The organism is Candidatus Neomicrothrix sp. (assembly GCF_035329545.1).
Classification (GTDB): domain Bacteria; phylum Actinomycetota; class Acidimicrobiia; order Acidimicrobiales; family Microtrichaceae; genus Microthrix; species Microthrix subdominans.
The window spans coordinates 16,294-40,803 of sequence record NZ_DAOLGP010000035.1; the positions used below are offsets into that span (position 1 = coordinate 16,294).

General features: G+C 67.8%; 24 protein-coding genes and 3 tRNA genes. 10 read left to right on the top strand and 17 right to left on the bottom strand.

Annotated elements, in window-relative coordinates; translation table 11 throughout:
• The first annotated feature begins 11 nt into the window (after positions 1–11).
• A complete protein-coding gene (locus PKD89_RS15955) occupies positions 12–788 on the top strand; it encodes a TlpA family protein disulfide reductase (protein WP_289011209.1) in 777 nt (258 codons plus the stop codon).
• Between the two features lie 28 nt (positions 789–816).
• A complete protein-coding gene (locus tag PKD89_RS15960; protein ID WP_287375555.1) occupies positions 817–1,830 on the top strand; it encodes a cytochrome c biogenesis CcdA family protein in 1,014 nt (337 codons plus the stop codon).
• Here PKD89_RS15960 and pdxH read toward each other — a convergent pair.
• Complete coding sequence (gene pdxH, locus PKD89_RS15965; RefSeq protein WP_287390993.1) at positions 1,782–2,438, bottom strand: pyridoxamine 5'-phosphate oxidase; 657 nt, start codon at positions 2,436–2,438, stop codon at positions 1,782–1,784. The genes PKD89_RS15960 and pdxH overlap by 49 nt on opposite strands.
• A gap of 119 nt (positions 2,439–2,557) precedes the next feature.
• On the opposite strand from pdxH, the gene PKD89_RS15970 reads away from it, so the two are divergent.
• Positions 2,558–3,769: a tRNA dihydrouridine synthase gene (locus tag PKD89_RS15970; RefSeq protein WP_425591258.1), complete on the top strand. Its 1,212-nt coding sequence runs from the start codon at positions 2,558–2,560 to the stop codon at positions 3,767–3,769.
• Between the two features lie 3 nt (positions 3,770–3,772).
• Positions 3,773–4,378: a Maf family protein gene (locus PKD89_RS15975; RefSeq protein WP_289011208.1), complete on the top strand. Its 606-nt coding sequence runs from the start codon at positions 3,773–3,775 to the stop codon at positions 4,376–4,378.
• Here PKD89_RS15975 and serS read toward each other — a convergent pair.
• Together serS and PKD89_RS15985 are read right to left on the bottom strand one after the other, a co-directional pair.
• A complete protein-coding gene (serS, locus tag PKD89_RS15980; RefSeq protein WP_289011207.1) occupies positions 4,375–5,667 on the bottom strand; it encodes a serine--tRNA ligase in 1,293 nt (430 codons plus the stop codon). The genes PKD89_RS15975 and serS overlap by 4 nt on opposite strands.
• Positions 5,668–5,685: 18 nt before the next feature.
• The gene (locus tag PKD89_RS15985) at positions 5,686–6,390 is read right to left on the bottom strand and encodes an HAD hydrolase-like protein (protein WP_287390987.1); all 705 of its coding nucleotides are present in this window, start codon (positions 6,388–6,390) and stop codon (positions 5,686–5,688) included.
• 127 nt (positions 6,391–6,517) lie between these two features.
• Between PKD89_RS15985 and PKD89_RS15990 the strand changes: the two genes are divergently transcribed.
• The 3 genes from PKD89_RS15990 to PKD89_RS16000 are packed head-to-tail and all read left to right on the top strand — an operon-like array spanning position 6,518 to position 9,316.
• Positions 6,518–7,558 (top strand): alpha/beta hydrolase family esterase, encoded by a 1,041-nt coding sequence (locus PKD89_RS15990; protein ID WP_289011205.1) that lies wholly within the window; start codon positions 6,518–6,520, stop codon positions 7,556–7,558.
• Between the two features lie 49 nt (positions 7,559–7,607).
• The gene (locus PKD89_RS15995; RefSeq protein WP_287375538.1) at positions 7,608–8,594 is read left to right on the top strand and encodes an ABC transporter ATP-binding protein; all 987 of its coding nucleotides are present in this window, start codon (positions 7,608–7,610) and stop codon (positions 8,592–8,594) included.
• Positions 8,591–9,316: an ABC transporter permease gene (locus PKD89_RS16000; protein WP_287375535.1), complete on the top strand. Its 726-nt coding sequence runs from the start codon at positions 8,591–8,593 to the stop codon at positions 9,314–9,316. The genes PKD89_RS15995 and PKD89_RS16000 overlap by 4 nt, the downstream gene beginning before the upstream one ends.
• A 21-nt stretch (positions 9,317–9,337) precedes the next feature.
• Here PKD89_RS16000 and PKD89_RS16005 read toward each other — a convergent pair whose 3' ends face one another.
• The 8 genes from PKD89_RS16005 to PKD89_RS16040 form a co-directional block, all read right to left on the bottom strand.
• A complete protein-coding gene (locus PKD89_RS16005) occupies positions 9,338–9,814 on the bottom strand; it encodes a cytochrome C oxidase subunit IV family protein (protein ID WP_287375532.1) in 477 nt (158 codons plus the stop codon).
• 13 nt (positions 9,815–9,827) lie between these two features.
• On the bottom strand, positions 9,828–10,478 hold the full coding sequence (locus PKD89_RS16010; protein ID WP_289011203.1) for a cytochrome c oxidase subunit 3: 651 nt from the start codon (positions 10,476–10,478) through the stop codon (positions 9,828–9,830).
• Positions 10,471–12,570, bottom strand: a complete 2,100-nt coding sequence (ctaD, locus tag PKD89_RS16015; protein WP_287390983.1) for a cytochrome c oxidase subunit I — start codon at positions 12,568–12,570, stop codon at positions 10,471–10,473. The genes PKD89_RS16010 and ctaD overlap by 8 nt, the downstream gene beginning before the upstream one ends.
• 22 nt (positions 12,571–12,592) lie before the next feature.
• Complete coding sequence (coxB, locus tag PKD89_RS16020) at positions 12,593–13,756, bottom strand: cytochrome c oxidase subunit II (protein WP_289011202.1); 1,164 nt, start codon at positions 13,754–13,756, stop codon at positions 12,593–12,595.
• A 34-nt stretch (positions 13,757–13,790) separates the two neighbouring features.
• Positions 13,791–14,681 carry a hypothetical protein gene (locus PKD89_RS16025; protein WP_289011201.1) on the bottom strand — a complete coding sequence of 297 codons (891 nt, stop codon included), beginning with the start codon at positions 14,679–14,681 and terminating at the stop codon, positions 13,791–13,793.
• A gap of 13 nt (positions 14,682–14,694) precedes the next feature.
• Positions 14,695–15,273, bottom strand: a complete 579-nt coding sequence (locus PKD89_RS16030) for a cytochrome c oxidase subunit 3 (protein WP_287390977.1) — start codon at positions 15,271–15,273, stop codon at positions 14,695–14,697.
• Entirely contained in the window at positions 15,270–16,901 is a 1,632-nt protein-coding gene (locus PKD89_RS16035; RefSeq protein WP_289011200.1) for a cbb3-type cytochrome c oxidase subunit I, read from the bottom strand. The genes PKD89_RS16030 and PKD89_RS16035 overlap by 4 nt, the downstream gene beginning before the upstream one ends.
• Positions 16,902–17,048: 147 nt before the next feature.
• Complete coding sequence (locus tag PKD89_RS16040; protein ID WP_287375512.1) at positions 17,049–17,990, bottom strand: heme o synthase; 942 nt, start codon at positions 17,988–17,990, stop codon at positions 17,049–17,051.
• A gap of 91 nt (positions 17,991–18,081) precedes the next feature.
• On the opposite strand from PKD89_RS16040, the gene PKD89_RS16045 reads away from it, so the two are divergent.
• The 3 genes from PKD89_RS16045 to PKD89_RS16055 are packed head-to-tail and all read left to right on the top strand — an operon-like array spanning position 18,082 to position 20,380.
• Positions 18,082–19,125 (top strand): COX15/CtaA family protein, encoded by a 1,044-nt coding sequence (locus PKD89_RS16045; protein WP_289011199.1) that lies wholly within the window; start codon positions 18,082–18,084, stop codon positions 19,123–19,125.
• Positions 19,122–19,415, top strand: a complete 294-nt coding sequence (gene clpS / locus PKD89_RS16050; RefSeq protein ID WP_287375507.1) for an ATP-dependent Clp protease adapter ClpS — start codon at positions 19,122–19,124, stop codon at positions 19,413–19,415. The genes PKD89_RS16045 and clpS overlap by 4 nt, the downstream gene beginning before the upstream one ends.
• Positions 19,412–20,380 carry a DUF2017 family protein gene (locus PKD89_RS16055; RefSeq protein WP_289011198.1) on the top strand — a complete coding sequence of 323 codons (969 nt, stop codon included), beginning with the start codon at positions 19,412–19,414 and terminating at the stop codon, positions 20,378–20,380. The genes clpS and PKD89_RS16055 overlap by 4 nt, the downstream gene beginning before the upstream one ends.
• 94 nt (positions 20,381–20,474) lie before the next feature.
• On the opposite strand, the gene PKD89_RS16060 is transcribed toward PKD89_RS16055, so the two are convergent.
• The 6 genes from PKD89_RS16060 to PKD89_RS16085 all read right to left on the bottom strand — a co-directional run.
• Positions 20,475–20,550 (bottom strand) — tRNA-Phe (locus PKD89_RS16060).
• A 56-nt stretch (positions 20,551–20,606) separates the two neighbouring features.
• A tRNA-Asp gene (locus tag PKD89_RS16065) sits at positions 20,607–20,684 on the bottom strand.
• A 236-nt stretch (positions 20,685–20,920) separates the two neighbouring features.
• Positions 20,921–20,993 (bottom strand) — tRNA-Glu (locus tag PKD89_RS16070).
• Positions 20,994–21,150: 157 nt separating this feature from the next.
• Complete coding sequence (locus PKD89_RS16075) at positions 21,151–21,849, bottom strand: HAD family hydrolase (protein ID WP_289011196.1); 699 nt, start codon at positions 21,847–21,849, stop codon at positions 21,151–21,153.
• 34 nt (positions 21,850–21,883) lie between these two features.
• On the bottom strand, positions 21,884–23,290 hold the full coding sequence (locus PKD89_RS16080; protein WP_289011195.1) for an NAD-dependent malic enzyme: 1,407 nt from the start codon (positions 23,288–23,290) through the stop codon (positions 21,884–21,886).
• Between the two features lie 150 nt (positions 23,291–23,440).
• On the bottom strand, positions 23,441–24,510 hold a 1,070-nt coding region (locus PKD89_RS16085; RefSeq protein WP_324332534.1), incomplete at its 5' end, for a fasciclin domain-containing protein.

Consider the following 24,510-nt stretch of genomic DNA (forward strand, 5'->3'; position numbering starts at 1 on the left):
CCGTGACATTCGTGAGCGGAGCCACCCCCACCCCCGAGCCCCGGCCGTCCGGCGGAGATGACGTGTCCGAGAACGCTGTTCCCGAGGGCACCGGGCCCTCCGAGGACGCGCCCGGCGACGCCGAGCCCGAAGACGACGGCGCCACCCCGACCGAAGAGCCCAAACCGCCCGGCCGGCCCGCCTCCAGAGGCCGGTGGGGACTGTCGCGCCGCGACCTGGTGTTGATCAGCGCCATCTCGCTGGTGGTGGCCGTGATCGCCGCCGCCGTCATCGTGACGTTGACGGGCGGCAAGACCGACGACGACATCCTCTCGGTCGAGGAGTTTCTCGAGCCACAGGATCCCGGCGCGACGTCGGGTTCCGCCGAGGTTGGCGAGCCGGTGCCCAACCTCGACCTTCGGATGTTCGATGGGACGACGACCACGTTGGACGAGCTGATCGATCGCCCCACCGTCATCAACGTGTGGGCGTCGACCTGCGCCCCGTGCCTGCGCGAGATGCCCGACTTCGAGCGCGTCCACGACGACCTGGGCGACCGGGTCGGCATGCTCGGCATCGATTCGGGCGAGACCGAGGCCCAAGGTGCCCCCTTCGCCGAGCGGGTTGGCGCCACCTACCCGTTGGCTGAGGACCCCGATCAGGCCCATTCGATTGCGCTCGGCCTGGTCGCCCTCCCGATGACGCTGTTCGTCGATGCGGACGGCACGGTGGCCGGGCAGCAGCTTGGAGCGATGGACGAGGCCGAGCTGCGCTCCAACATCGAGCGGTACCTGGGCGTCGCCTCGTGACCGCTCCCCACGTCCCTCGGCGGCGCTGATGGACGCCCCTCTGGCCTGGGCTTTCGCCACCGGCATGGCCGCCACGGTCAACCCGTGCGGCTTTGCACTGTTGCCCACCTACCTCACGTACTACCTGGGCCTCGATGACGGCGAGGACGGTGCCCAAGCGTCCACCGCCACCGCCATCGGGCGGGCGCTCAAGGTCTCCGGGGCGATGACCGCCGGGTTCCTGGTGGTCTTCGGCACGATGGGGCTGCTGTGGGGCTCGATCCGCACCTTCCTCCAGCCCAACCTGCCGTTCATCACGATCGGCATCGGCATACTGGTCATCGGGCTGGGGGTGGCCATGCTGGCCGGTTACGAGCCGACGATCGGCGTTCCCCGCCTGGAGTTGTCGGTGGGCGACCGGCAGCTGTCCTCGATGTTCCTCTACGGCATCAGCTATGCGGTGGCCTCGCTCAGCTGCACCCTGCCCCTGTTCGCCGGCGTGCTGACCTCGACGCTGGAGAACTCCAGCCCGTTGGCCGCCGGGCTGACGGTGGCCACCTTCGGGCTGGGCATGGGCCTGCTGTTGGCGGTGCTGACGATGGCCGTCGCCCTGGGCCGCACGTCGATCGTCCGCAACATGCGCCGGGTGCTGCCCTGGATCCACCGAATCTCGGGCGGCCTACTGATCCTCGCCGGGCTGTTCGTCGGCTACTACGGCTGGACGGAGTACCGCATCACCCGGGGCGATCGCATCGACGGTGGCCTCAGCGTGACCGCTCAGAGCTGGCAGGGCAGCGTGCAGACCTGGGTGGTGACCCACCAGGCCACGCTGGGCTGGGTGAGCGGGGCGCTCGTCGTGGCCGCCATCGGTTGGGTGATGGCCGCCCGCATTCGTCGGGACCGCACCGGGAGCGACGGCACTCCTTCCGACCGCTCAAGCCCCGACGGGCCGCCCACCGCAGCTGCTCACGCCGACGCCGCAGCGGGCGGAGTGACCGCGGCGACGAACCCCGATCAGGGTGCCAGCCGGTCGATCTCCCAGGAGCCACCGGTCAACCGGTAACGAAACCGGTCGTGCAGCCGGGCACGACGCCCCTGCCAGAACTCGAAGGTGTGGGGCACCAGCCGGTAGCCAACCCAGTGCTCGGGCCGAGGGATGTCCAAACCTTCAGCGTCGCGCTCGTAGCGCTCGACCAGCGCCTCGAGCTCGGCCCGGTCGGCAACGACTTCACCCTGCGGCGACGCCGCCGAAGCAATTTGGCTGCCCTGGGGCCTGTTGGCCCAGTAGGTGTCCGCAAGGTCGCCGTCGATCACCTCGACGTCGGCGTCGACCCGTGCCTGACGTTGCAGGCCCAGCCAGCTGAACAGCGCACTGGCCACCGGGTTGGCGTCGATCGCCTGGCCCTTGGCGCTCAGCCGGTTGGAGTAGAACACGAGGCCCGCCTCGTCCAGGTTGCGCAGAAGTACGTTGCGGACGCGAGGGCGACCATCCGCATCCACCGTGGCGACGGCCATCGCGTTGGGCTCGGGGACCTCCGCCCGACCCGCATCGTCCAACCAACGGCGCAGCTGGGCGACCGGGTCCGCCGCCAACTCGGCTCGTCTGAGCTCGCCGACGTCGTAGTCGAGTCGGGACGAGATGGGGTCGACAACCGGGTCGGAGGGGGCCATCTGCCCAGTCTTGCCCACCGGCCGCCGCCCGGTGGAGCCGCGCGGCATGGGGTCGGGCCCGCAGCCGCCGCCATACTGGTGTGGTGAACGCCGCCCTAGCGCCCGTCCTCAGCGCCCCCGTGGGCGCCGGTCCGGCCGGAGGCGCGACCCCGCTCTCACTGGACACACACCGGATCTGGCCGCCGGTGGTGCTGGCACCGATGGCCGGCGTGACCGACACCCCCTACCGCGTCGTCTGTTCCCGCCGGGGGGCTCCACTGTGCGTCAACGAGATGGTGACCGCCCGGGCGATCGTCGAACGCCACGCGCCCACCCTGGCGATGCTCGACCATCATCCGTCCGAACCGCTGCGGTCGCTGCAGCTGTACGGCACCGACCCCTACTACCTGGGCGAGGCGGTCCGTTTTCTGGTCGACAGCCGCCCACTCGACCACCTCGACCTCAACTTCGGCTGCCCGGCACCCAAAGTGACCCGCTTGGGCGGTGGCGCGGCGCTGCCGTTCAAGCGGCCGCTGTTCGCCCGCATGATCCGCTCGGCCGTCGCCGCCGCCGGCGACATTCCGGTGACGGTCAAGTTTCGGATGGGTATCGACGACGACCACCTCACCTACCTCGACGCCGGCCACATCGCCCAGGATGAGGGCAGCGCCTGGGTGGCGCTCCACGCCCGCACCGCCGAGCAGCTCTATGCCCCATCAGCGCGCTGGGACGCGATCGGGGAGCTGGTGTCGGCGCTCGACGTGCCCGTGCTGGGCAACGGCGACATCTTCGAGGCGTCCGACGCCATCGACATGATCGACCGAACCGGCTGTGCCGGCGTGGTGATCGGCCGGGGTTGTCTGGGCAAGCCGTGGCTGTTCTCCGACCTGCGCGCCGTCTTCGATGGCCACGAGGTGCCGCCGCCGCCGACGCTGCGCGAGGTGTCCGCCACCGCGTGGGAGCACGCCCGGGAGGCGGTGGCCTGGCGGGGCGCCCACGAGGCCCTCCCACCCCGCCGCAGCCGGGCGGCCGCCCGCCGCTCCGCCATTCCCCAGAGTCCCGAAACCCGGGCGATCACCGCCTTCCGCAAGCACCTCAGCTGGTACCTGAAGGGCTACCCGGTGGGCGGCGACGTCCGGCGGGCGGCCTCGCTGGTGACCTCGCTGACCGAGGTCGAGTTGCTGCTCGCCGGCCTCGACCCGGACGCCGAGCTGTTGGTGGGTAACGAACGGCTGGTGCGCTCCCATTCCGGGGGTCCCCGCCGGGTGGCCCTCCCCGCCGGGTGGCTGGGCGACCCCGATGACGACCCACGCCTCGACCCCGCAGCCGAAGCTTTCAGTTCAGGAGGCTGACCGATGAACGACCCCAGGCTGGTGCTGGCCAGCGCTTCGCCCCGCCGCCGGGAACTGCTGGCCGAGCTGGGCCTGCACCCCGAAGTGCGGCCCCCCAACGTCGACGAAACCCCGCACGCGGACGAGTCGCCCGACGCCTACGTCACGCGCCTGGCCTTCGAGAAGGCCGGAGCCGACGTGCAGGCCGACGAGGTGTCGCTGGGCGCCGACACGGTCGTCGTGCTCGGCGACACGCTGCTGGGCAAGCCGGGCAACCCCGCCGAGGCGGCCGACATGTTGGCACGGTTGTCGGGCCGCACCCACCGCGTGCTCAGCGCCCAAGCGCTCGTCGGGCGCGACCATGCCGGGGCGATCTCGACGCGGGCCAGCGCCCTCTCGATCGCCCGGGTCAGCTTCCGAACGCTGGGCAACGCTGAAATCGCCGGCTACGTCGCCACCGGCGAGCCGATGGACAAGGCGGGCGCCTACGCCATCCAAGATGCCGGCGGGGTACTGATCCAGCGCCTGGAAGGCCGCCGCGACACGGTGATCGGCCTCGACCTCAGCTGGACCCTCCGCCTGTTGGACGGCGCCGGCATCGAACGCCGGGCGGAGCGCTCAACCCGTTAGGGCGCCTCGATCGTCGTCATGCCCCGCATGTACTGCAGCAGTGGCTCGGGCACGCGCACCGAGCCGTCTTCCTGACGGTAGGCCTCCAGGATCGCCGCCCACACCCGCGGGACCGCCATCGCCGAGCCGTTGAGGGTGTGCACCAGCTGGGTGCCGCTGCCGCCCTCGGCCTTGTAGCGGACGTTGGCGCGACGGGCCTGGTAGTCGGAGAACCACGACACCGAGGACACCTCCAGCCAGGCGTCGGCACCCGGCGCATACACCTCGATGTCGATGCTGCGATGGTGGCTCTGGCCCAGGTCACCGGTGCAGATGTCGACCGTGCGCCACGTCAATCCCAACCCGGCGATGCCGGCCAGGGCGCGGGCGAGCAGCTCGTCGAACATGGCGGGCGCCTGCTCGGGGGTGGTCAGCGCCAGGATCTCGACCTTGTCGAACTCGTGGCTGCGCAGCATGCCCCGGGTGTCGCGGCCGGCCGATCCCGCCTCGCGCCGGTAACACGGCGTGGCGGTCATGTAGCGGATCGGCAGCGCGGCCTCGGCCAGCGTCTCGTCGCGGTGCATCGAGGTGAGCGGCACCTCCCCGGTGGGGATCGCCCACAGGTCGTCGCGCTCGAGGTGGTAGGCGTCGTCGGCAAACTTGGGCAGCTGGCCGGTTGCCGTCAGGGTTTCGGAGGTGACCAGCGACGGCGGACGAACCTCGACGAAGGCATCGGCGTTGAGGTCGAGCCCGTACTGGGTGAGCGCCCGGCTGAGCGTGGCGCCGGGGCCCCGCAGCAGGCTGAACATGGCGCCGCTCAACTTGGTGGCCCGTTCGGTGTCGAGGATGCCAAGCGCCGCCCCGATGTCCCAGTGGGGCACGCGTTGGGCCTCGCCGTAGCTGTCGATCGCTGGACCGCCGCTGGTGAGCACCGGATTGTCGCCGTCGGAGGCACCGTCGGGGGCGTCGGGATGGGGGACGTTGGGGATGACCAGCAACAGGGACCGCAGCTCGGTCGCCTTGGTCTCGGCCGCCGAGTCGAGCTCCCGCTCGCGGTCGCCCAGCGCACGACTCTTCGCCTGGAGCCCCTCGGCCTCCTCGCGCCGGCCGTCGCGGAAGAGCGCACCAACCTGCTGTGACAGCGCGTTGATCCGGCTACGGAGCTGGTCCCGCTCGGTGTTGAGGGCGCGAACCTCGGCATCGAGCGCCGCTGCGGTGGCCACCTCTGCTCCCAGTGACTCGTCGCGCCGACGGGCCAACGCCGCGGTCACGCCGTCGAGATCGTTACGAAGTGAGCGGACGTCCAGCATGACCGAGACGGTAGTGGCTCAGCCGGTGAGGACGGTCGCCAGGGCGGCGGGAAGCTGCTCCGGGGCATCGAGCACCATGGCTGCGCCGGCAGCGACCAGCTCGTCGCTGGTGCCGTATCCCCACCCGACGCCGACGGCGGGCAGGCCGAGGGCCAGCGCCCCGGCCACGTCGTAGCGGCGATCGCCGACCATCGCTGTGCGGCCCGGTGCTTCCCCTCCCATCCGCTCCAGCGTCCAGCCGAGGATCTCGGGCTTGTGCAGCCGATCGAACTCGCCGGCGCCGCCGATCACCTCGAAGTAGTCAGCGATACCCAGGTGGCGGCACACATCGGTGGCCATCGCCACCCGCTTCGACGTGGCCGTCGCCAGGCGAGCCCCGCCGCTACGCAGGTTGGACAGGGCCTCGACGATGCCCGGGTACAGCACGCTGCGCGCCAAACCCTCGGTGGCATAGCAACTGCGGTAGGTCGCCTTGGCCGTCTCAAAGCCCGCCGGGGCGACACCGTGGGCGGCCAGCGTGTCCTCGAGCGGGGGGCCGATGTCGGCCGCCAACACGTCGACCGGGGGCGCGTCCAGGCCGACCGACTCGATGGCCCGGGCCAGGCACCAGGTGATCGCCGGCGCCGAGTCGACCAGTGTGCCGTCCACGTCGAGCAACACGATGGCTCCGTCGAGAGGGCCGAGCGAAGGTGCGATTCTGGGAACCATGGACTCGTGCTGCATCCGCTCACGTTATGGGAGGAGGTCTCCCCCTACGCTGTGAGCCATGTTGTCGAGGTCGAAGTCAACCGGTCCGTCGCGCCGTTCGGTCGGTCGCTGTGTCCCCGTCGGTCGAGCTGCGACGGCCGCCGTGGCGCTGGTGCTGATGGCCTCGTGTTCGGGAGACGGCGAGACCACCGCCAAGCCGATGGACGAGACAGCGGCCGCCGGACGCGACTCGAAGGCGGACGACGCACAAGGCGGGTCCAAGGACGTGGCCGAACCCGGAGCGGCCACGCCGTCGGCAGGGTGCGACTCGGGCCCGCACCCTGCGGTCAAGGCAGCGAAGACCACGATGGAGGTGGCAGGCGAGGAGCGCTACTACCTGCTGACCGTTCCCGATGGCACCGACGAGGCGCCGGCGCCGGTCGTCTTCGACTTTCACGGCCTGATGGAAGGTGCCGAGCTGGCGGCCAAGGCCAGCAGGTTGCCCGAGCTGGGGACCGAGGAAGGGTTCATCACCGTCGTCCCCAACGGGCGGGGCAATCCGATCAGCTGGGATATCGCCCCCGACCCCGCAGCCAACCCCGACATGGCCTTCGTCGGCGACATGTTGGACACCATCGGTGCTGAGCAGTGCATCGACACCTCCCGGGTGTATGCCACTGGGCTGTCCAACGGCGCCATGATGACCTCGGCGATCGCCTGCGCCTACCCCGACCGCTTCGCTGCCGTCGCTCCGGTGGCCGGGGTCATGGCGACCTGCGACTCCACCAAGCGTCCGGTGCCGGTGTTGGCCTTCCACGGCACCGCCGACCCGATCTTGTTGTTCAACGGCGGGGTGGGCAACCTCGGAGGTCTGCTCAGCGGCGACGCGGACGTCTCCAACGTGCCAGAGGCGGACCTGCAGGGCGAGGGCTATCCGCAGTCGGTTGACGAATGGGCCGTCCGCAACGGCTGTGAGGACGACGTCATCGATGACCGGATCGAAGACGACGTTGTGCGGCGAACCTATGACTGCCCGAAGGACGCCGACGTCGTCTTCGACATCGTCGAGGGCGGCGGCCACACCTGGCCCGGCAGCGAGCTCAACGCTCAGCTCGGCGCCATCATGGGGCCGACCACGACCAACTTGGACGCCTCGGCCGCCATGTGGGAGTTCTTCGGTCGCTTCCAGCTGCCGACCGACTGACGGGAGCCGGCTGCCGGTCCCTCGGCGGCCGGCAGTAACGTCAGCGATCGTGACAATCGCAGTCGAGGTCGACGACCTCACGGTCCGCTACGGCAGAATCATCGCGGTCAACGGCCTGTCGCTCACCGCCGGCTTCGGTGCCGTCACCGCCGTTCTGGGACCCAACGGAGCGGGCAAGACGTCGACGATCGAATGCTGCGAGGGATACCGCCGGCCGTCGTCGGGCCAGGTGCGGGTCGACGGGTTGGACCCGGTGGCCGATCACCAGGCCCTCACCGAGCGCATCGGGGTGATGTTGCAGGGCGCGGGGCTTCCCCGCCACCAGCGCCCCCGCGACGTGCTGGCGCAGTTCGCCGGCTTCTACCCCGACCCGCTCGATCCTGCCCGTCTGCTCGAGCAGGTCGGCCTGGCCCATCGGGCCCGCTCAACCTGGGGAAAGCTGTCGGGCGGCGAACAGCAGCGCCTCTCCCTTGCCCTCGCACTGATCGGGCGGCCCCGGATCGCCTTTCTCGATGAGCCGTCAGCCGGCGTCGACCTCGAAGGACGACTACTGATCCGTTCGTTGATTGCGCAGCTGCGCGACGACGGGGTTGCCGTCGTGCTGAGCACCCACGATCTGGACGAGGCCCAAAGCCTGGCCGATCACATCGTGATCATCGACCGGGGCGTGGCGGTCGCCTCTGGCACCCCGGACGACCTCCTGCGCCTCGAATCGGGTGACGAGGTGCGCTTCGGTGCCGACCCCGGCCTGGACACCGCCGAGCTGTCCAGCCGCCTCGGCGCCCTCGTCACCGAGGCAAGCCGAGGTGAGTACGTCGTAGCGGCGGCAGGCACGCCCCGGCTCGTCGCCACGCTCACCTCCGCCCTGGCGGACTGGGACGTAAGCCTGGCCGATCTTCGGGCGGGCCGAAAACGCCTCGATGACGTGTTCCTTCGCCTGACGGGCGAGGTGACCGACGCAGGACAGCCCCCGGGAGCGTCCGACCCGCCCGTACCGGATCCGTCGGGATCCGCTCCAGGCGAGGAGTCCCGATGAGGCCGTTCCTCTCGCAGTGGCGGGCCGAATTCAGCCTGGCGATGCGCCAGGGCGAACAGTTGCTCGTGTCGGTGGGCATCCCACTGGGCATCCTGGTGTTCTTTTCCCAGATCGATGTCGTGCGCTTCGACGGGGTCGACGCGGTCGACTACCTGACGCCGGCGACGATGGCCCTGGCGGTCATGTCCACCTCGATGGTCAGCCTAGGGATCGGCACCGGGTTCGATCGCAACTACGGCGTCCTCAAGCGGCTCGGCTCGACCCCGCTGGGCAGGGGTCGCTGGTTGGCAGCCAAGGTGGCGACGGTGGCCACGATCGAGGTCGGTCAGGTGGCCGTGCTGGCGATGGTGGGCGCTGCGCTCGGATGGCGCCCACCCCCGACCTGGCCGCTCGGACTGGTCGCACTCGCCCTCGGCACCGCAGCTTTTGCCGGGATCGGGTTGGCTCTCGCCGGACGCCTACCCGCCCTGGCCAACCTTGCAGCGACCAACAGCTTGTATCTGGTGCTGTTGCTCATCGGGGGCATGGTCGTCCCGATCGACAAGTTCCCGGCGCCGCTTGCAGCGGTCGCACACGCTCTTCCCGCAGCTCCGCTGGCCGGCCTGACCGTGACCACGATGGGTCCCGAGAGCTTCGCCACCGGCTGGCTCTGGGGCGTGCTGGCCGGATGGGCCATCATCGCGCCACTCGTAGCCGCCCGTACGTTCCGCTGGGACGGCTGAAGCGCCGCCCCTCCGGGCTCGCTAGCCGCCCGGGGCGGCCGGGTCTTCCAGCGGCACCGTCGTCTGGATCGGCGGCGGGGAGGTGAAGTTCTGGTTGCCGGAGTCCGTCCAGAACGAGAACGTCGACAGGACGGCCACGTAGACGATGACCGCCAGGATGGCGCCGCCGTAGAACAGGCCGCTCAGCTCCTTGCCGTCGTAACGGAGGTGCATGAAGAACCCGGCCACCATGACGAACTTGATGATCATCAAAGCGATCAGCAGCGGGCCGTAGATCTTGCCGTTGTTGAGCAGTTCGGGCAGCGCGATCTCGATGGCGGTCAGCACCGCCAGCACTGCGCCGACCTTGATGTAGATCATGTCGGAATGGTGCACCATCCGGTTGAGGCCTTCATCGGCCCTCAGGTTGGCCGCCTCCTCGGCGGTCAGGGTGTCGTGCTCGCTGAACGGCGAGCTCGGCAGGGTCTCGGTGCCTTCATCGGGGCTGGACGTGCTCACGTGGACGCTCCTACTAATTGATCAGGTAGACGACGGTAAAGATGAGGATCCACACCACATCGACGAAGTGCCAGTACAGGCCGACGATCTCGACCCCTTCGGCCTTGGACTGCGGGATGCGGCCCTTGAAGGACAACACCATCATCGTCAACAACATGAGGATGCCGAAGGTGACGTGGACGCCGTGGAACCCGGTGAGGGTATAGAACGACGACGTCGAAACGTTGGTGGTGTAGCCGAAGCCCTCGCGCACGAACTCGGTGAACTCGTACACCTGCCCGCCGATGAAGATGGCGCCGAGGAAGGCCGTGGTGCCGAGCCACAGGCGCAGCCTGTGATGGTCACCGCGGGCGATGGACGTGACCGCCAGCACCATCGTCAGCGAGCTCATCAACAACACGAACGAGCTGGCCGACGTGAAGGCGATGTCGAACACGTCGGAGATGGGCTCGGCGTTACCGACGATGCCCGGCGCCATGGGACGGTTCTTGTACAGCATGTAGGTGGCGATCAGGCCACCGAAGAGCATGCAGTCCGACCCCAGGAACACCCACATGCCCAGCTTCGGGTTGGAGATGCCGGTGTTGGTGGCATGCCCGCTGTAGTCGTCGGGCTCCGCCGATGCCGGGGCCGAAGCCCCGGAAGCGGTGAGGGTGTCAGACATTGGCGGTCTCCTTGGTACTCACGACGTCTTCGGCTTCGACGTCATCGCCGTCCTCCGCCTCGTTGCCCTCGGGCAAAGCCGCTTTGGAGTCGTCGGAGGGGTCGTGGTCGTGCCCGTCAAGCCCGGTGTGACCGGCGTCCGGATCATCCGACGGTTCCAGGATCCAGCCGACGAAGCCGGCGATGAACAGGGCCCCGCCCAGCACGGCGAACCACAGGTTGAAGATGACGCCGTAGCCGATGAAGGGCAGGCTCGAGGCCAACAGGATGGGCTGGAACGACGGCGAGGGCAGGTGCACGCCCACCGAATCGCCCTTCTGGGCCACATCCTCCATGTTGGCGATACGCACCGGGCGGCCGTCCTCGTCGTGGCCGTACTTGAGGTGCCAGGCCTCGTCGATCTCGTGCACGGTCGGGATCGGGTCGTAGTTGTACACCGGCGTCGGGCACGGGATGGTCCACTCGATCGTGCGGGCGTCCCAGGGGTCCGGTCCGACATCGACCGGGTTGGCTTTGTGCGCCCGGTAGCTCGAGTACACGTTCCACAGGAACAGGGCGACACCGATCGCCATCGTGTAGGCGCCGAGCGTGGCCACGAAGTTCCAGAGGTTGAAGCCCTGGTAGTCGCTGTAGGAGAAGATCCGCCGGCTCATGCCTTCCATGCCGAGGACGTGCATCGGGCCGAACGTGGCGTTGAATCCGATCAACACGAACCAGAACGCCACCTTGCCCACGCCTTCGGAGAGCATGTACCCAAAGATCTTGGGATACCAGTAGTAGGTGGCCGCCAGGAAGCCGAGCACGCCACCACCGAAGATCACGTAGTGGAAGTGGGCGACGATGTAGTACGTGTCGGTCTGCTGGGTGTCGGCCGAAGCGAACCCGTGGGTCACGCCTGACAACCCGCCGATGGTGAACATCGCCACAAAGGAAATGGCGTACATCATCGCCACCGTCATGCGGATGCGTCCGCCCCACATCGTGGCCATCCAGTTGAGGACCTTCACACCGGTGGGTACGGCGATGGTCAACGTGGCCAGCGAGAACGCTGTGACCGACATCGGGCCCATGCCCGAAGCGAACATGTGGTGGGCCCACACGCCGAAGCCGAGGAAACCGATCGCGATCCCCGAGAAGATGACGAAGCGATAACCGAAGAGCGGCTTGCGGCTGAACACCGGGATGATGTCGGACACCATCCCGAAGGCCGGCATCACGATGATGTACACCTCCGGGTGGCCGAAGATCCAGAACAGGTGCTGCCACAGCAGCGGGTCACCGCCCTTGGCGCCGTTGAAGAAGGTGGCACCGAAGCGACGGTCGAAGGTCAACAGGAACAGCGCCACCGAGATGACCGGGATGGCGAAGGCCAACAGGAACTGGGTGACCAGTGACATCCAGGTGGTGGTCGGGATGCGCCACCAGGTCATGCCGGGAGCCCGCATGTTGAACACGGTGACGATCAGGTTGATCGAACCGATCAGCGAGGCGAGACCGACGATCTGCAGGCCAACGGCGTAGAAGTCGATGCCGTGACCCGGCGAGAAGACCACGCTGGAGTTGGGTGCGTAGTTGAACCAGCCGCCGTTGGCACCGCCGCCAAGAAACCACGAGGTGTTCACGAAGAGGGCGCCGAAGAGGTAGATCCAATAACTGAGCGCGTTGAGGCGAGGGAACGCAACGTCCCGAGCGCCGATCTGCAGCGGGATGAGGTAGTTCATGAAGCCAGAGGCCATCGGCATGATGAACAGGAAGATCATCGTCACGCCGTGCATGGTGAACACCTGGTTGTACAGGTCGGCCGACAACAGCGTCTGGTTCGGGGCAGCCAGCTGGGTGCGCAGCAGGAGTGCTTCGACGCCGCCGACGATGAAGAACACCATCGCCGTGCAGCTGTACATGATGCCGATGCGCTTGTGGTCCACCGTGGTGATCCACGAGCGCCACCCGGTGGTGCTGCTGGGGCGGGTAAACACGCCCAGCGGTCGGCTGGGACCCGTGCCGTTGCCGGCTGGTACCAGATCGCCCGAGCCAGGCCCATCTGGGTCGACTGTGGCGGGGAGGTTGGTCTTTTCTGGTTCAACGATCGTCATGGTGGTTCCTTCGATCCGTTGCTCAGTCGAGTGTGATCAGGTAGGCGACCAAGGCATCAATCGTTGCCGGGTCGAGGTTGAGGTTCGGCATTCCTTGGAGGTTGTCCGGCATCATCGGCTTCATCGCCTGCGGATTGGCCAGCCATTCCTTGAGTTTGCCTTCGTCAGGCGTTCCATCCTCGTAGTACAGGGGGAACATGTTGCCTGCGAATCGGTTCCGACTCATCAGGTGGGTCAGGTTGGGTGCCACGCCGGGTCGCACGGTCGGCAGCGCCGCACCGTCGAGACCCTTGTAGTCGTTCACCGGGCCCTCATCGGAATACTCGCCCTCGGAGGTGAGGCCGTTGACCTGGTGACAGTAGGCGCACTGGGCCAGGAACGCTGTGCGACCCTCCTTGGCGAGCTCGCCCGCCGGCTCGGCCGGCGGCGCCTGCTGGCTCTGCACCCAGTCCTCATACTCGGCGGGCGGTAGCGCCTTGACCTCCATGCGCATGTAGCCGTGGGAGAGCCCACAGAACTCGGTGCACTGGCCCTGGAACACTCCAGGTTTGTTGGCTTGGAAGCCCAGGAACTGGGTGCGGCCGGGGACGGAGTCCATCTTGCCGTTCAGCGCAGGGATCCAGAAGGAATGGATCACGTCCCGACTCTGAACGTTCAGCTCGATCGGGCGGCCGGCCGGGATCACCATTTCGTTGGCGGAGATGATGTCGAACTCACCATCGTCGTTGGTGTCGTAGCGGTACTCCCACCACCACTGCTGGCCGAAGACGTCAATCTTGACGGCGTCCGGCTCGCGATCCTGCAAGGCGAAGATCGTCTGAACGTTGGTGACCGACAGCACGGCGAGGATGACAGCGGGCAGCGCGGTCCAGGTGAGCTCCAGCGGCGTATTGCCGTGAACCTGCTTGGGATCGCCCTCACCGTCGCCTTCGTTGCGCCGACGGCGGTACCTGATCACGATGACGACGATCAGGCCCTCCACCAGCACGAAGACGATGGCGGCGATGAAGAAGATCGGCTTGACCAGCGTGTGGATCTGATCGGCCTGCTTGCCCTTGGGGCTCAGGGTCGTCAGCGGGTAGGTGTCCTGGTTGCCGCATGACACGAGCACGCCAACCAAGGCGACGCCAAGGAGGACATGGCCAGCCCGGCGGGCCGGTGCTGGGAGTCTGCTGAGAAAGTTCATCGAATGGTCCATCGGTAGGGGTGGATCGATCAGGTCAGGACGCCGCAGCGGATGCTGCGGAAGCGGACGGGTACAGCAACGAGCCAACAGTCTGGCCCCCGGGTGCCGCCGTCGACGAGGCGGCCCCCTCCTCAGTGTTGTGATCCTTGTTGTTGTCGGCAACCCCACCCCAGATGCCGGCGCCGATCACGATGACGCCGAACACCAACACGACCGCCAGCACCAGGCCACGGTTGATCGACGGCCGGGCCGACAGCACGAAGGCCATGGTCAACACGATGAGCGCGAGCGCTCCGGCAATGATCGCTGCGCCGAGGCCGGCGGTGGCGAGGAACAGCCGAGACATCGAGAAGACGATCACCGCCAGGCCTGCGGCCACACCGACCGGCACCTCGAGCGGCCAGATCACCCGGCCGCGTACGGCCCGGTTGACCTCGGGGTCCGACGAGGTGCGCTCGCTCCACACGGTTAGGGTCCACTCGGCACCGACCAACACCGCCACGAAGAGCCCCAGGCCGAACAGAAACGGTGAGAAGGACAGACCGACGACGGCGATGCCGATGCCGATGGCGAACAGTGCGGGCCAGGGCACGACGCCCATCGGCGGCTGATCGGCGAAGGCCTGGTCGGACGCTTCGACCTGAACGATCGCCTCAGCGTCGCCGTCCCGAAACGCCGTCGTGATCGCGCCCAAGCCGACGCTGAGACCGGCAAAACCCATCAGGGCGGCGTAACCGAAGTGGTCACCCACCCCGCCCTTGTAGCCAAAGGTGAGCGGCCCGAGGATGGCGTCGACCCCACCCGATCCACCGAGCGTGGTCCACGCACCGACGTCCATGGTGTTGGTAATGAAGCCATACAGCAGAGCCGAGATGAAGGCGCCGATGGCAAGACCGAAATAGGTACGAGACCCTGTGTTGATCATGAGATCGTTCGCCTCACTTGGTGATGTAGACGGCGTACCAAACGAGTACGAACACGCCGACCATGGTGTGCCAATAGACCGCCGTCGCCGACCAACCGTCGGGGTAGCGGCTCGAGAACTGTCCGGCGAACGTGCGGAACGCCATCACCGCCAGCATGAGGAGACCGGCGATCGTCATCGCCACGTGGGCGCCGACCACCGCAAAAGTGGCACCGGCCTCGGGCTGGGTGCCGACCGCCAGGTCGCTCTGGGCCAGGAGGTACCAGGTGCTGTTGAGGAATGCCAGCCCCAGCAACGCCGTGATCCCAATCGCCCAGTAGGCCTGAGACCGTTCGTCCCGGGCGATCGCCCAGACCGCCCATTGCATCGACAACACCGACAGGCCGAGACCCCAGAACATCACGTTGGGCTGGGTGAGCGGCATCGACACGCCATCAAAGAAGTTGTCCGACGCCGACCGGATCTCCAGGTAGTTACCCAACAGGATGACCACCAACATGGCGGATGAACCGGCCGCAAGCGCCGCGCCGATCACCGTCTGGCGACGCTTGGGCAGGACAGGTGGCGCCAGCTCGGCGGGAATGGAACTCATCGGTCGCTCCCTTCGACGTCCGCTGCCTTCTCACGCGCATCCAGCAGCGGCGAGGCGGACGTCACCTCGGGCAACTCGTCATCGAAATTCATGGTGGACGGCGGTGACGCGGTCAGCCACTCCAGGGTGTGTCCGTCAAACGGGTCGGCGGGACCGGTCTCGCCGGCGCGCAGCCCAACGATCAGAACGCCCGCCGCACCGAGCAGGCTGAGGGCGAGCACGATCGAGCCGGCGGCGATCAGCCAAGCGGCCAACTCACCGGAACCCGTTCCACCGTCGATCGAAGCGATGGCGTCGACGACGCCACCGGCACCGGCGATCACTGCACCCAACCCGGCGAGCAGGGCCAAGCCGGCAGCTGCACCCATGGCGGGAAGGGTTCCGGTGAACTTGACCCCCCAGAAGGCCAGGGCGGTCAGCAGCCCGACGACCGATGCTCCCAGGATGACGTTGGATTGTGCGCTGATCAGGCCGTTGATGGCGGGAAGGCCCAACAGGCCGTCCTCTCCGCTGCCGATGGTGTTGACCGCTGCCAGGCCACCGAGGATGCCGGCCAGCGTCAGCAGCGCCAACGCCGCCAGCGAACCGATCAGGGCGCCGGGGGCCGACGGTGCCCCGTCCAGGCGACGGAGCTCGGGAAGCAGGCCCCCAAGGCTGGCCAGCACCGCCAACAGCGCCAAGCCGGAGAAGGCGATCCACACGAACGTGTTGAAGCTCAGGGCGGGGTCGACCGCCCACACCCCGAAGGAGGCGACGCCAAGGATGACCAGCAGCCCGCGGAAGGCGAAGCGCTGCATCAGCCGGCTGCCGGTGGCGACCGGGACGATGTCGACGGCAAGCCCGATGACCGGGATGGCGAGGATCCAGACCGTGGGCTGCCAGCCGAGGAAGCGCAGGTTGTCGACCGAATCCATTTTGATCGCCCCGGCATTGGAGCGATTGGCCTGCATCAGCACGCCGACCGCCACGATCGCCGGCACCGTCGCCAGCCACAGGGCTCCCGAAACCAGCATTGAGAAGGCGAACATGGGGGTGCGTGCCAGGCTCATGCCCGGGGCACGGAGCGTCAGCACCGTGGTCATCACGGCGATCATGCCGCCGAGGATCGACACCGCACCGGCGATGAGCGCAAACACGCCCAACCGGCCCATCTCGAGGGAATTTCCACCGATGCCGCCATCGCCGAGCATCGAGGCGGCGAACAGCACGGTCGACACCAGCCAGGAGTAGTACGACAGCGCTACCAGGCGGGGGAAGGAGATACCGCGGGCACCGATCTGCAGCGGTACGACGTACACGGCGATGCCGACGATCAGTGCGAGCACGCCGAGCACGACGACGGCAATATCGGCCGACTCGCGCACCTGGAGCGACCAGTCGCCCAGCAGGGCGTCGCCACCGTTGGCGCCGGCCCACCCGAGGGCACGAACGATGAAGCCCACAGCGGTGACCACCAAGGCGGTCACGGTGTAGCGACGCCCAAGCTGTTTGTGGTCGACCGTGCCGATGAAGCGCTCGATCGCCGTCAGCTCGGCCTGCGCCGACGAAATGAAACCATCCCGATCCGCCGGGCCAAGTTCAGCCGGTGCGGCAGGGGGCGCCTCAACCGTAGATTCGGTTACTGCCATATCCGTTCCCTACCTCGACGTCAGAAAGATCGCTCAGCGGCGTACATCCGTGCTGCATCCGGCAGCGCGGACGACACGACACTACTCCCGGGGGGGTGGAGGGTGGAAAACCGTGCGCTGTCCCGGGGCCAGCCCAACGTGGTTGCCTCATAGCGGCCAGGCGAACCCGGCGAGCTGGTCGACGGCCATCGCCCCGAACAGCACGGTGATGTAGGTGATCGACCAGCCGAAGAGCCGCATCGCCGTGGCGGGTGTTGGGGACCGCAGCACGGCCACCGCAGACCAGAGGAACACCGCTCCACTGATCACAGCTGCGGCCAGGTAGACCCAACCCAGGTCGGCGACCGGGGCCAGCACGAGCGACACGGCGACCAGCGCCAGCGTGTAACCCAGGATCTTGCGGGCGGTGGTGTTCAAGCTGGCCACCGACGGCAGCATCGGCACGTTGACCGATGCGTAGTCCTCGCGGTACTTGACCGCCAGCGCCCAGAAGTGGGGCGGTGTCCACAGGAAGATCAGCAGGAACATCAGCCAGGGTGCCCAGCCGAGCGATCCGGTGACGGCCGCCCAGCCGATCAGTACCGGGCCGGCCCCGGCGGCACCGCCGATCACGATGTTGGAGCTGTACCGCCGCTTGAGCCACATCGAGTAGATGCCGACATAGAAGGCGAAGGACGCGAACGCCAGGAGGGCGCTCAGGGGGTTGACCGCAAACCACAGCAGGGCGATGGCGATCACCTCGATCACCAGTGCGAAAACCAGCGCATTGCGAGGCGTCACCGCCCCGGTCACCAACGGGCGATTGACCGTGCGCTCCATCTTGGCGTCGATGTCGCGGTCGATATACATGTTGACGGCATTGGCGCCACCCGCCGACAGCGTGCCGCCGACGACCGTGGCCAGGATCAGCCACAGCGATGGCAGGCCCCGCTGGGCAACGATCATCACCGGCACGGTCTCGATGAGCAGCAGCTCGATGATGCGGGGCTTGGTGAGCGCCACATAGGCCGCCACCGCTCTCCAGCCGGTGGCGCTGGCCGCACCGTTGCCCGACGGCGCATGGTTGGTGAGGGTGCTGGCCGTCCGCATGGTCCGAAGGGTACGCCCCCAGGACGGCCGGTGGCCAAGCAACGATGCGTCAGCGCTGGAGCTCACACCACCCAGCACTAGCCTGATCGCCGTGAACCCAGGGCCGATTTCTCCGACACCGTCGCCCCCGATCGGACAGGGATCCGACGGCGCTATGGCCCGGAAGGGTGATGCAGCACCTGATGCCGACCACCGCCTCCGTCGCGTTGCTCAGCAAGTCGCGGCGCTCATTCGCCAACCGGTCAGCCCCCGGGCCTATCGGCGCTTCACCTTCGCAGCGCTGCTCCTGCTCGGCATCATCGTGCTCACCGGTGCAGCCGTGCGCCTGACCGGGTCAGGCCTGGGCTGCGAGGACTGGCCGCGGTGCTCCGATACCGAGGTGATCGGGGAGCTGTCGGGGGCCAAGGGCATCGAGCAGGCCAACCGCCTCTTCACCGGCGCCGTCTCGGTCGCCGTCATCGCTGCGGTTCTCGGCGCTCTGCGTCGGCGGCCCTACCGGCGCAACCTCACCCTGTGGGCATGGTCGCTGGTCGCCGGCGTGGTCGCCCAGATCGTGTGGGGCGGCGTCACGGTGCTCACCGACCTCAACCCTGCCGTGGTCATCGGTCACTTTCTCATCTCGATGGTGCTCGTCTGGTCGGCCACCGTGCTTCATGTGCGCGCCGGATCGCTCGACGACGCCGGCGGCCCGATGCCCAAGCCGGTCGGCGCTTTTCCGCGGGTCACCGCGGCGACCTGGGCGGCGGGCGGAGCGCTGTTGGCCGTGCTGGTGACCGGCCCTATTGCCACGGGAACCGGGCCGCACGCCGGCGACGCGAACGCCCCACGGTTCGGTTTCAACATCTCATCGGTGGTGCGTGTGCACTCGGCCACCGCTTGGTTGCTGGTCGGCGCGGTGGTGTGGCTGGCGTTTGAAGCAGCCCGCAGCAAGGACGGGCCGACGATTTTCCGCACGCAGGTGATCGTGTTGTTGACCCTCGCCCAGGGCGCCGTCGGCTACACCCAGTACGCGCTGGGAGTGCCGCCGGTGTTGGTGGCCGCCCACATCGTCGGGGTCACCCTCCTGGTCGTGGCAATCACCCGAACGGCACTCTTAACCCCCGGCCCCGCCTTTCACGCCCCGGAGGCGACATGACCACGTCCGCTCCGGACACCCTTGAACGCGTCGAGGTGGACGAGTCGTTCGATCTTGACCGGCCATGGGTGGTGATCGTGTGGAACGACCCGGTCAACTTGATGGAGTACGTGACGTTCGTCTTTCAGAGCCTCTTCGGCTTCTCCAAGGAGAAGGCGACCAAGCTGATGCTCGATGTCCACCAACTCGGCCGGGCCACAGTGGCCACCGGCACCCGGGAGCGCTGCGAGCTCGATGTTCTGCGCCTGCACGAACATGGGCTGTGGGCGACGATGGAACACGACAAGTGACTACGCCGGGCGGCCCGCCAGACACCGATGAGCCGTGGTTCGTGCCGGTGCTCGCCCTCGACGACACCCAGCACGGTGACGGGTCCGAGGACGACGCCGACGACTCCGACGTTTCCGAGGTGGCGCCCGGAACCACCCTGGCCTGGAGCTCGTGGGCGGGCGAAGAGCAGGTGCCCCGTCGGCTGGCCGCCGCCGCCGGTGCGCTGGCGCTCCGCCTGACCGAAGCCCTGCCCGAACTGTCGCATCAGAACCCTGGCGGCGGCGAACGCTTCGAACATGCCCAGCTGATCGCCGTCCTGGCCAACGCGTTGGGGGTCGTGGTCGAACTGGCCGACGATCGGCAGTTGGCCGGGGACGATCTGGCCAGGCTGCTCGGCGCCACCCACGACGGTGCGGTGATCGCCGCCATCGTCGCCGAGGCCACCGACGAGTCGGCGGTCACCCAACAGAGCGCCTGGTTACGCCGTACCGGCGAGGAGGTCCATCGAGCAATGTGGAGACGATTTCATCCGGTGGGAGACTCCCGGTTCCGGGTGCGGCTGCGAAGAGGCGAACGTGCCCTGCTGCGCAGGGTCCTCGCCGAACAGCACCAGCGGCTGTCCGAGGACGGGCCGTCGCTGGCACCGCTGTATCCGCCCGGTTATGGCGACGGCGACGACGCATCAGCGGCTCGTTCCGTCGAATTCTCTTCGCTGACCAAGGTCGACCTGACCGCGACGCGCAGCTCGGCGCTCGAACGGGTTCAGGCCTCCCTCGAGGACCGCGAGATCGACGCGGAAACCCTGGCTGTGTGGATGCGCACCCTCAACGATGTGCGCCTGGTGATGGCAGCCGAACTGGACATCACCGACGACGAGCAGGCGCCGCCGGCGCCCTGGTCGGCCACGTTTCCCGCCTGGCGCACCTACGCCGTGCTCGGCAATTTGGTGCATGAGGCCGTCCTCGCACTGCGAACGCAGCTCTGACAGTGCGAACGCAGGTTGAACAACGGACGCAGCGCTCCACAGCGAACGAGACGCGAAGCGGGCCGAACCCGGAGGTTCGGCCCGCCTTGTCATCTGGTGGTCGGGACCGGCGTCGATCCGGTGACCTATCGCTTTTCAGGCGACCGCTCTACCAACTGAGCTACCCGACCGTAACCACAGAAGCCGGTCCCGGGGGCCGAAAGGCCCTCGGATCCGGTAACTGTGGTGGCGGTCCCGACGGGATTTGAACCCGCGACCTCCGGCTTGACAGGCCGGCGTGCACTCCAAACTGCACCACGGGACCAGCACTTATCCCAAACGAGCCAGGCCCGCTCGGGAGACGACACTCTACCCGATCCCCACCTGCCCTCCGCCAGTTGACAGCGCAGCTGCCAAAATCAGTGCGACGTCGTGGTCTCCTCGGTCAGGCGTTGAGACACCGAATCTCGCTTCGATGGTCCTCGACGAGGGCTCGACGGGCACCCCCATCCACGACCCAGCGAGCAGAGGCGCACTACCAGGGATCCCGACGACGGTGAGCACCCCCAACGGGATTCGAACCCGTGTTGCCGCCTTGAAAGGGCGGTGTCCTAGGCCGCTGGACGATGGGGGCCAGTCCCGCGCGGGAACGGCCGATCATAGCTTCGCCCGGCCCCCGTCCGGTAGCCGGCGCCGTGAACCGCACGGTGGGTGGTCTCGATTTCGGCTTCCGAGTTCCACCGCAGCCGCTGGAGCGATGTAGCTCGGCGACGCAGCTGAGGAGTCCTTGTTCAGGCGACGCCGAGGATGCCGGGCAGGTTGGTGTGGTCGTCGAGGAGCACCTCGGCCTCGGGCGCCTCGGTGACATCGTCGCGCCAGTGGCGATACCGCACCGACGTGATACCCATGCCCAGAGCACCAGCCACGTCGGTGCGACGCAGATCCCCGACGTGGGCCGCCTCGACAGGCTCCACGCCGAGCCCCTCGAGAGCGTGCGTGAAGATTCGGGGGTCGGGCTTGTACACGCCGACGTCATCGGAGAACGACCAGTGGTCGAAGTACTTCAGTACGTCAAAGTGCTCGAGGTAGCCCCGCAACGTCACCGACGGCGTGATGCCGACGTCACAGACGATGCCCAGCTTGATCCCGGCGTCACTCAAGGTGCGGAGCGTGGCTTCGGCGTTCGGGGCCAGCGTCCGCTCGGTGACGGACAGGCCTCGGCGAAGCTCAGCGGCAACTGCATCGTGGGCGGACGGGTCATCGATCGACAACTCGCCGAGCACCTGGGCCGACCATTCCTCGGGCGAAAACGGACGGTTCTCCCGCCAGCGAACCTCGTAGAAGTCCTCCGCTGCGGCGGTGGCGGCCAGCAGCGCCTCCCTGGCGACGTCGGCCTCGACCGAAGCGAGGGCCACCATCACCCGGTCAACCCGCTGATCCGACGGCGAATGGTGCTCCCCGATCAGGGTGTTCCAGAAGTCATAGGTCACCGCCCGCAACGGTGGACGGCCAGCCCGAACAGCTTCAGGCGCGATCTCGCACCACCCCTTCGCTGCGCGCCGCCGCGCTCACCGCTGCCGCCACGCGATCGGCGACCCTCGTGTCGAACACCGAGGGGATGATGTGGTCGGCGGCCAGGTCGTCGCCAACGACCGTGGCGATGGCGTGGGCGGCCGCCAGGTTCATGCCAGACGTGATCTCCGTGGCCCTGGCGTCGAGCGCCCCACGGAACACTCCGGGGAACGCCAACACGTTGTTGATCTGGTTGGGAAAGTCCGAGCGGCCGGTGGCGATCACCGCTGCGATGTCGGCGATCAACTCGGGCCGGATCTCCGGGTCGGGGTTGGCCATGGCGAACACAATCGGGTCCGCCTTCATGCTCAGCACGTCCTCGCGGGTCAACACGTTCGGGGCGGAGAGCCCGATGAACACGTCGGCGCCACCCATGACGTCGGTGAGGCTGCCGGCGAGCGCCTCCGGGTTGGTGTGCTCGGCGAACCACCTCTTGGACGGGTTCAAGTTCTCCCGGCCGGTGTGCACCGCACCTTGAGAGTCGACCCCGACCACGTTGGAGACGCCGGCATCCATCAGGATCTTGGACACCGCAACCCCGGCGGCCCCAACCCCGGACACGACGATCTTCAGATCATCCATGCGCTTGCCGACGATTCGCAGAGCGTTGTCCAGCGCGGCCAGGGTGACGATGGCGGTGCCGTGCTGATCGTCGTGGAACACGGGGATGTCGAGGCGCTCGACCAGCGCCGCCTCGATCTCAAAGGCGCCGGGGGCGGCGATGTCCTCCAGGTTGATGCCGCCAAAGGTCGGCGCCAGCCGGGCCACCGTCTCGATGATCTCGGCGGGGTCTTTGGTGTTGAGGCAGATCGGGAAGGCATCCACCCCGGCGAAGTGCTTGAACAGCAGCGCCTTGCCCTCCATCACCGGCATGGCGGCCTCGGGGCCGATGTCGCCCAGGCCGAGGACGGCGGTGCCGTCGGAGACGATCGCCACCGTGTTGGCCTTGATCGTCAGGTCGTGGGCGCGCATCGGGTTCTTCGAAATCTCCATACAGACCCGGGCCACGCCAGGGGTGTAAGCCATCGACAGGTCGTCGATGTCGCGCAGCTCCGACAGCGACCTCAGCTCGATCTTGCCGCCCTCGTGCAGGTCGAAGACCTGGTCGGACCACTCGAGCACCACGATGCCGTCGATGGCATTGACCGCCTCGAGCACCTCCTTCTGATGGGCCTCGCCCGAGCAGTAGACAACAGCGTTCTGCACCAGGTGGGAGGTCTTCACCTCGAAGCCATCGAGGGCTGCGATGTTGGCGCCGACCTCCCCGATCGCCATGGCCAGCCGTCCCAGCATGCCGGGTCGGTTTTCCATGCGGACGCGAATGCGCAGCGAATAGGCGGGTGTGGGAGTGTCAGCCATTTTTCTCACGCTACTTGCACGGGCGAGGTGCCACGGAAGTCGACCATCGCAGGGGGGGGTTTTCCCTCCGGACGCGCCAATGCCGGAGACCTTGCGGCCTCCGGCATCGACGCGTGCACCATCCCAACCATTTCGTTGGGAGGACGGTGACTACTTCGCCGGCATCAGGACCGAGTCGATGATGAAGACGGTGGCGTTGGCGGTCTGCACGTTGCCGCAGACCACACTGGCGTCGTCGACCTTCATCGTGTCGCCGTCGGCGGTGATCTTCAGCTCGGTGCCCTGCAGGCTCGTGGCCTTGCCGGCCTTGATCAGCTCGTCGGCGCTCATCTTGCCAGCGACCACGTGCACCTTGAGGATCGTGGCGAGATCACCGGTCGGGTCGGCGAGCAGCGTGTCGAGGGTCTCCTTGGGGATGGCCTCGAAGGCCGAGTTGGCCGGGGCGAACACGGTGAGTGCCTCCTCGGAGTTCAGCGTGTCGACCAGGCCGGCGGCGTCAACCGCGGTGACCAGGGTGGACAGCGCCGGGTTGTTCGACGCAGCGGTGGCCACGGGATCCGCAGCCATGCCCTCGAAACTGCCGGAGCCGTCTGCTGGCACATCAGCGCAGGCAGGGCCGAAGTTGTCCTCGGAGTACGCCGAGGCCTCTTCGCCGCCAGCCTCAGCACCGGCATCCCCGGGCATCAGGACCGAGTCGATGATGAAGACGGTGGCGTTGGCGGTCTGCACGTTGCCGCAGACCACGCTGGCGTCGTTGACCATCATCGTGTCGTCTTCGGCGCTGATCTTCAGCTCGCTGCCCTCGAGGCTCGTGACGGTGCCGGCGTCGATGAGGTCGTCGGCGCTCATCTTGCCTTCGACCACGTGCACCTGGAGGATCGTGGCGAGATCGCCGGTCGGATCGGCAAGCAGCGTGTCGAGGGTCTCTTTGGGGATGGCCTCGAACGCCGAGTTCGCCGGGGCAAACACGGTGAGGGCTTCGGCCGAGTTCAGCGTGTCGACCAGGCCGGCGGCGTCAACCGCGGTGACCAGGGTGGACAGTAGCGGGTTGGTCGACGCAGCCGTAGCCACCGGATCCTGGGCCATCGCATCGAAGCTGCCGGCCTCGCCTTCCGCTGGCACGTCGGCGCAACCGGGGCCAAAGTTGTCCTCGGAGAATGCAGCGGATGCCGACCCGGCGGCGGTCGTGTCGGCGGATGCCGAGGTGGTCTCGGACGCCG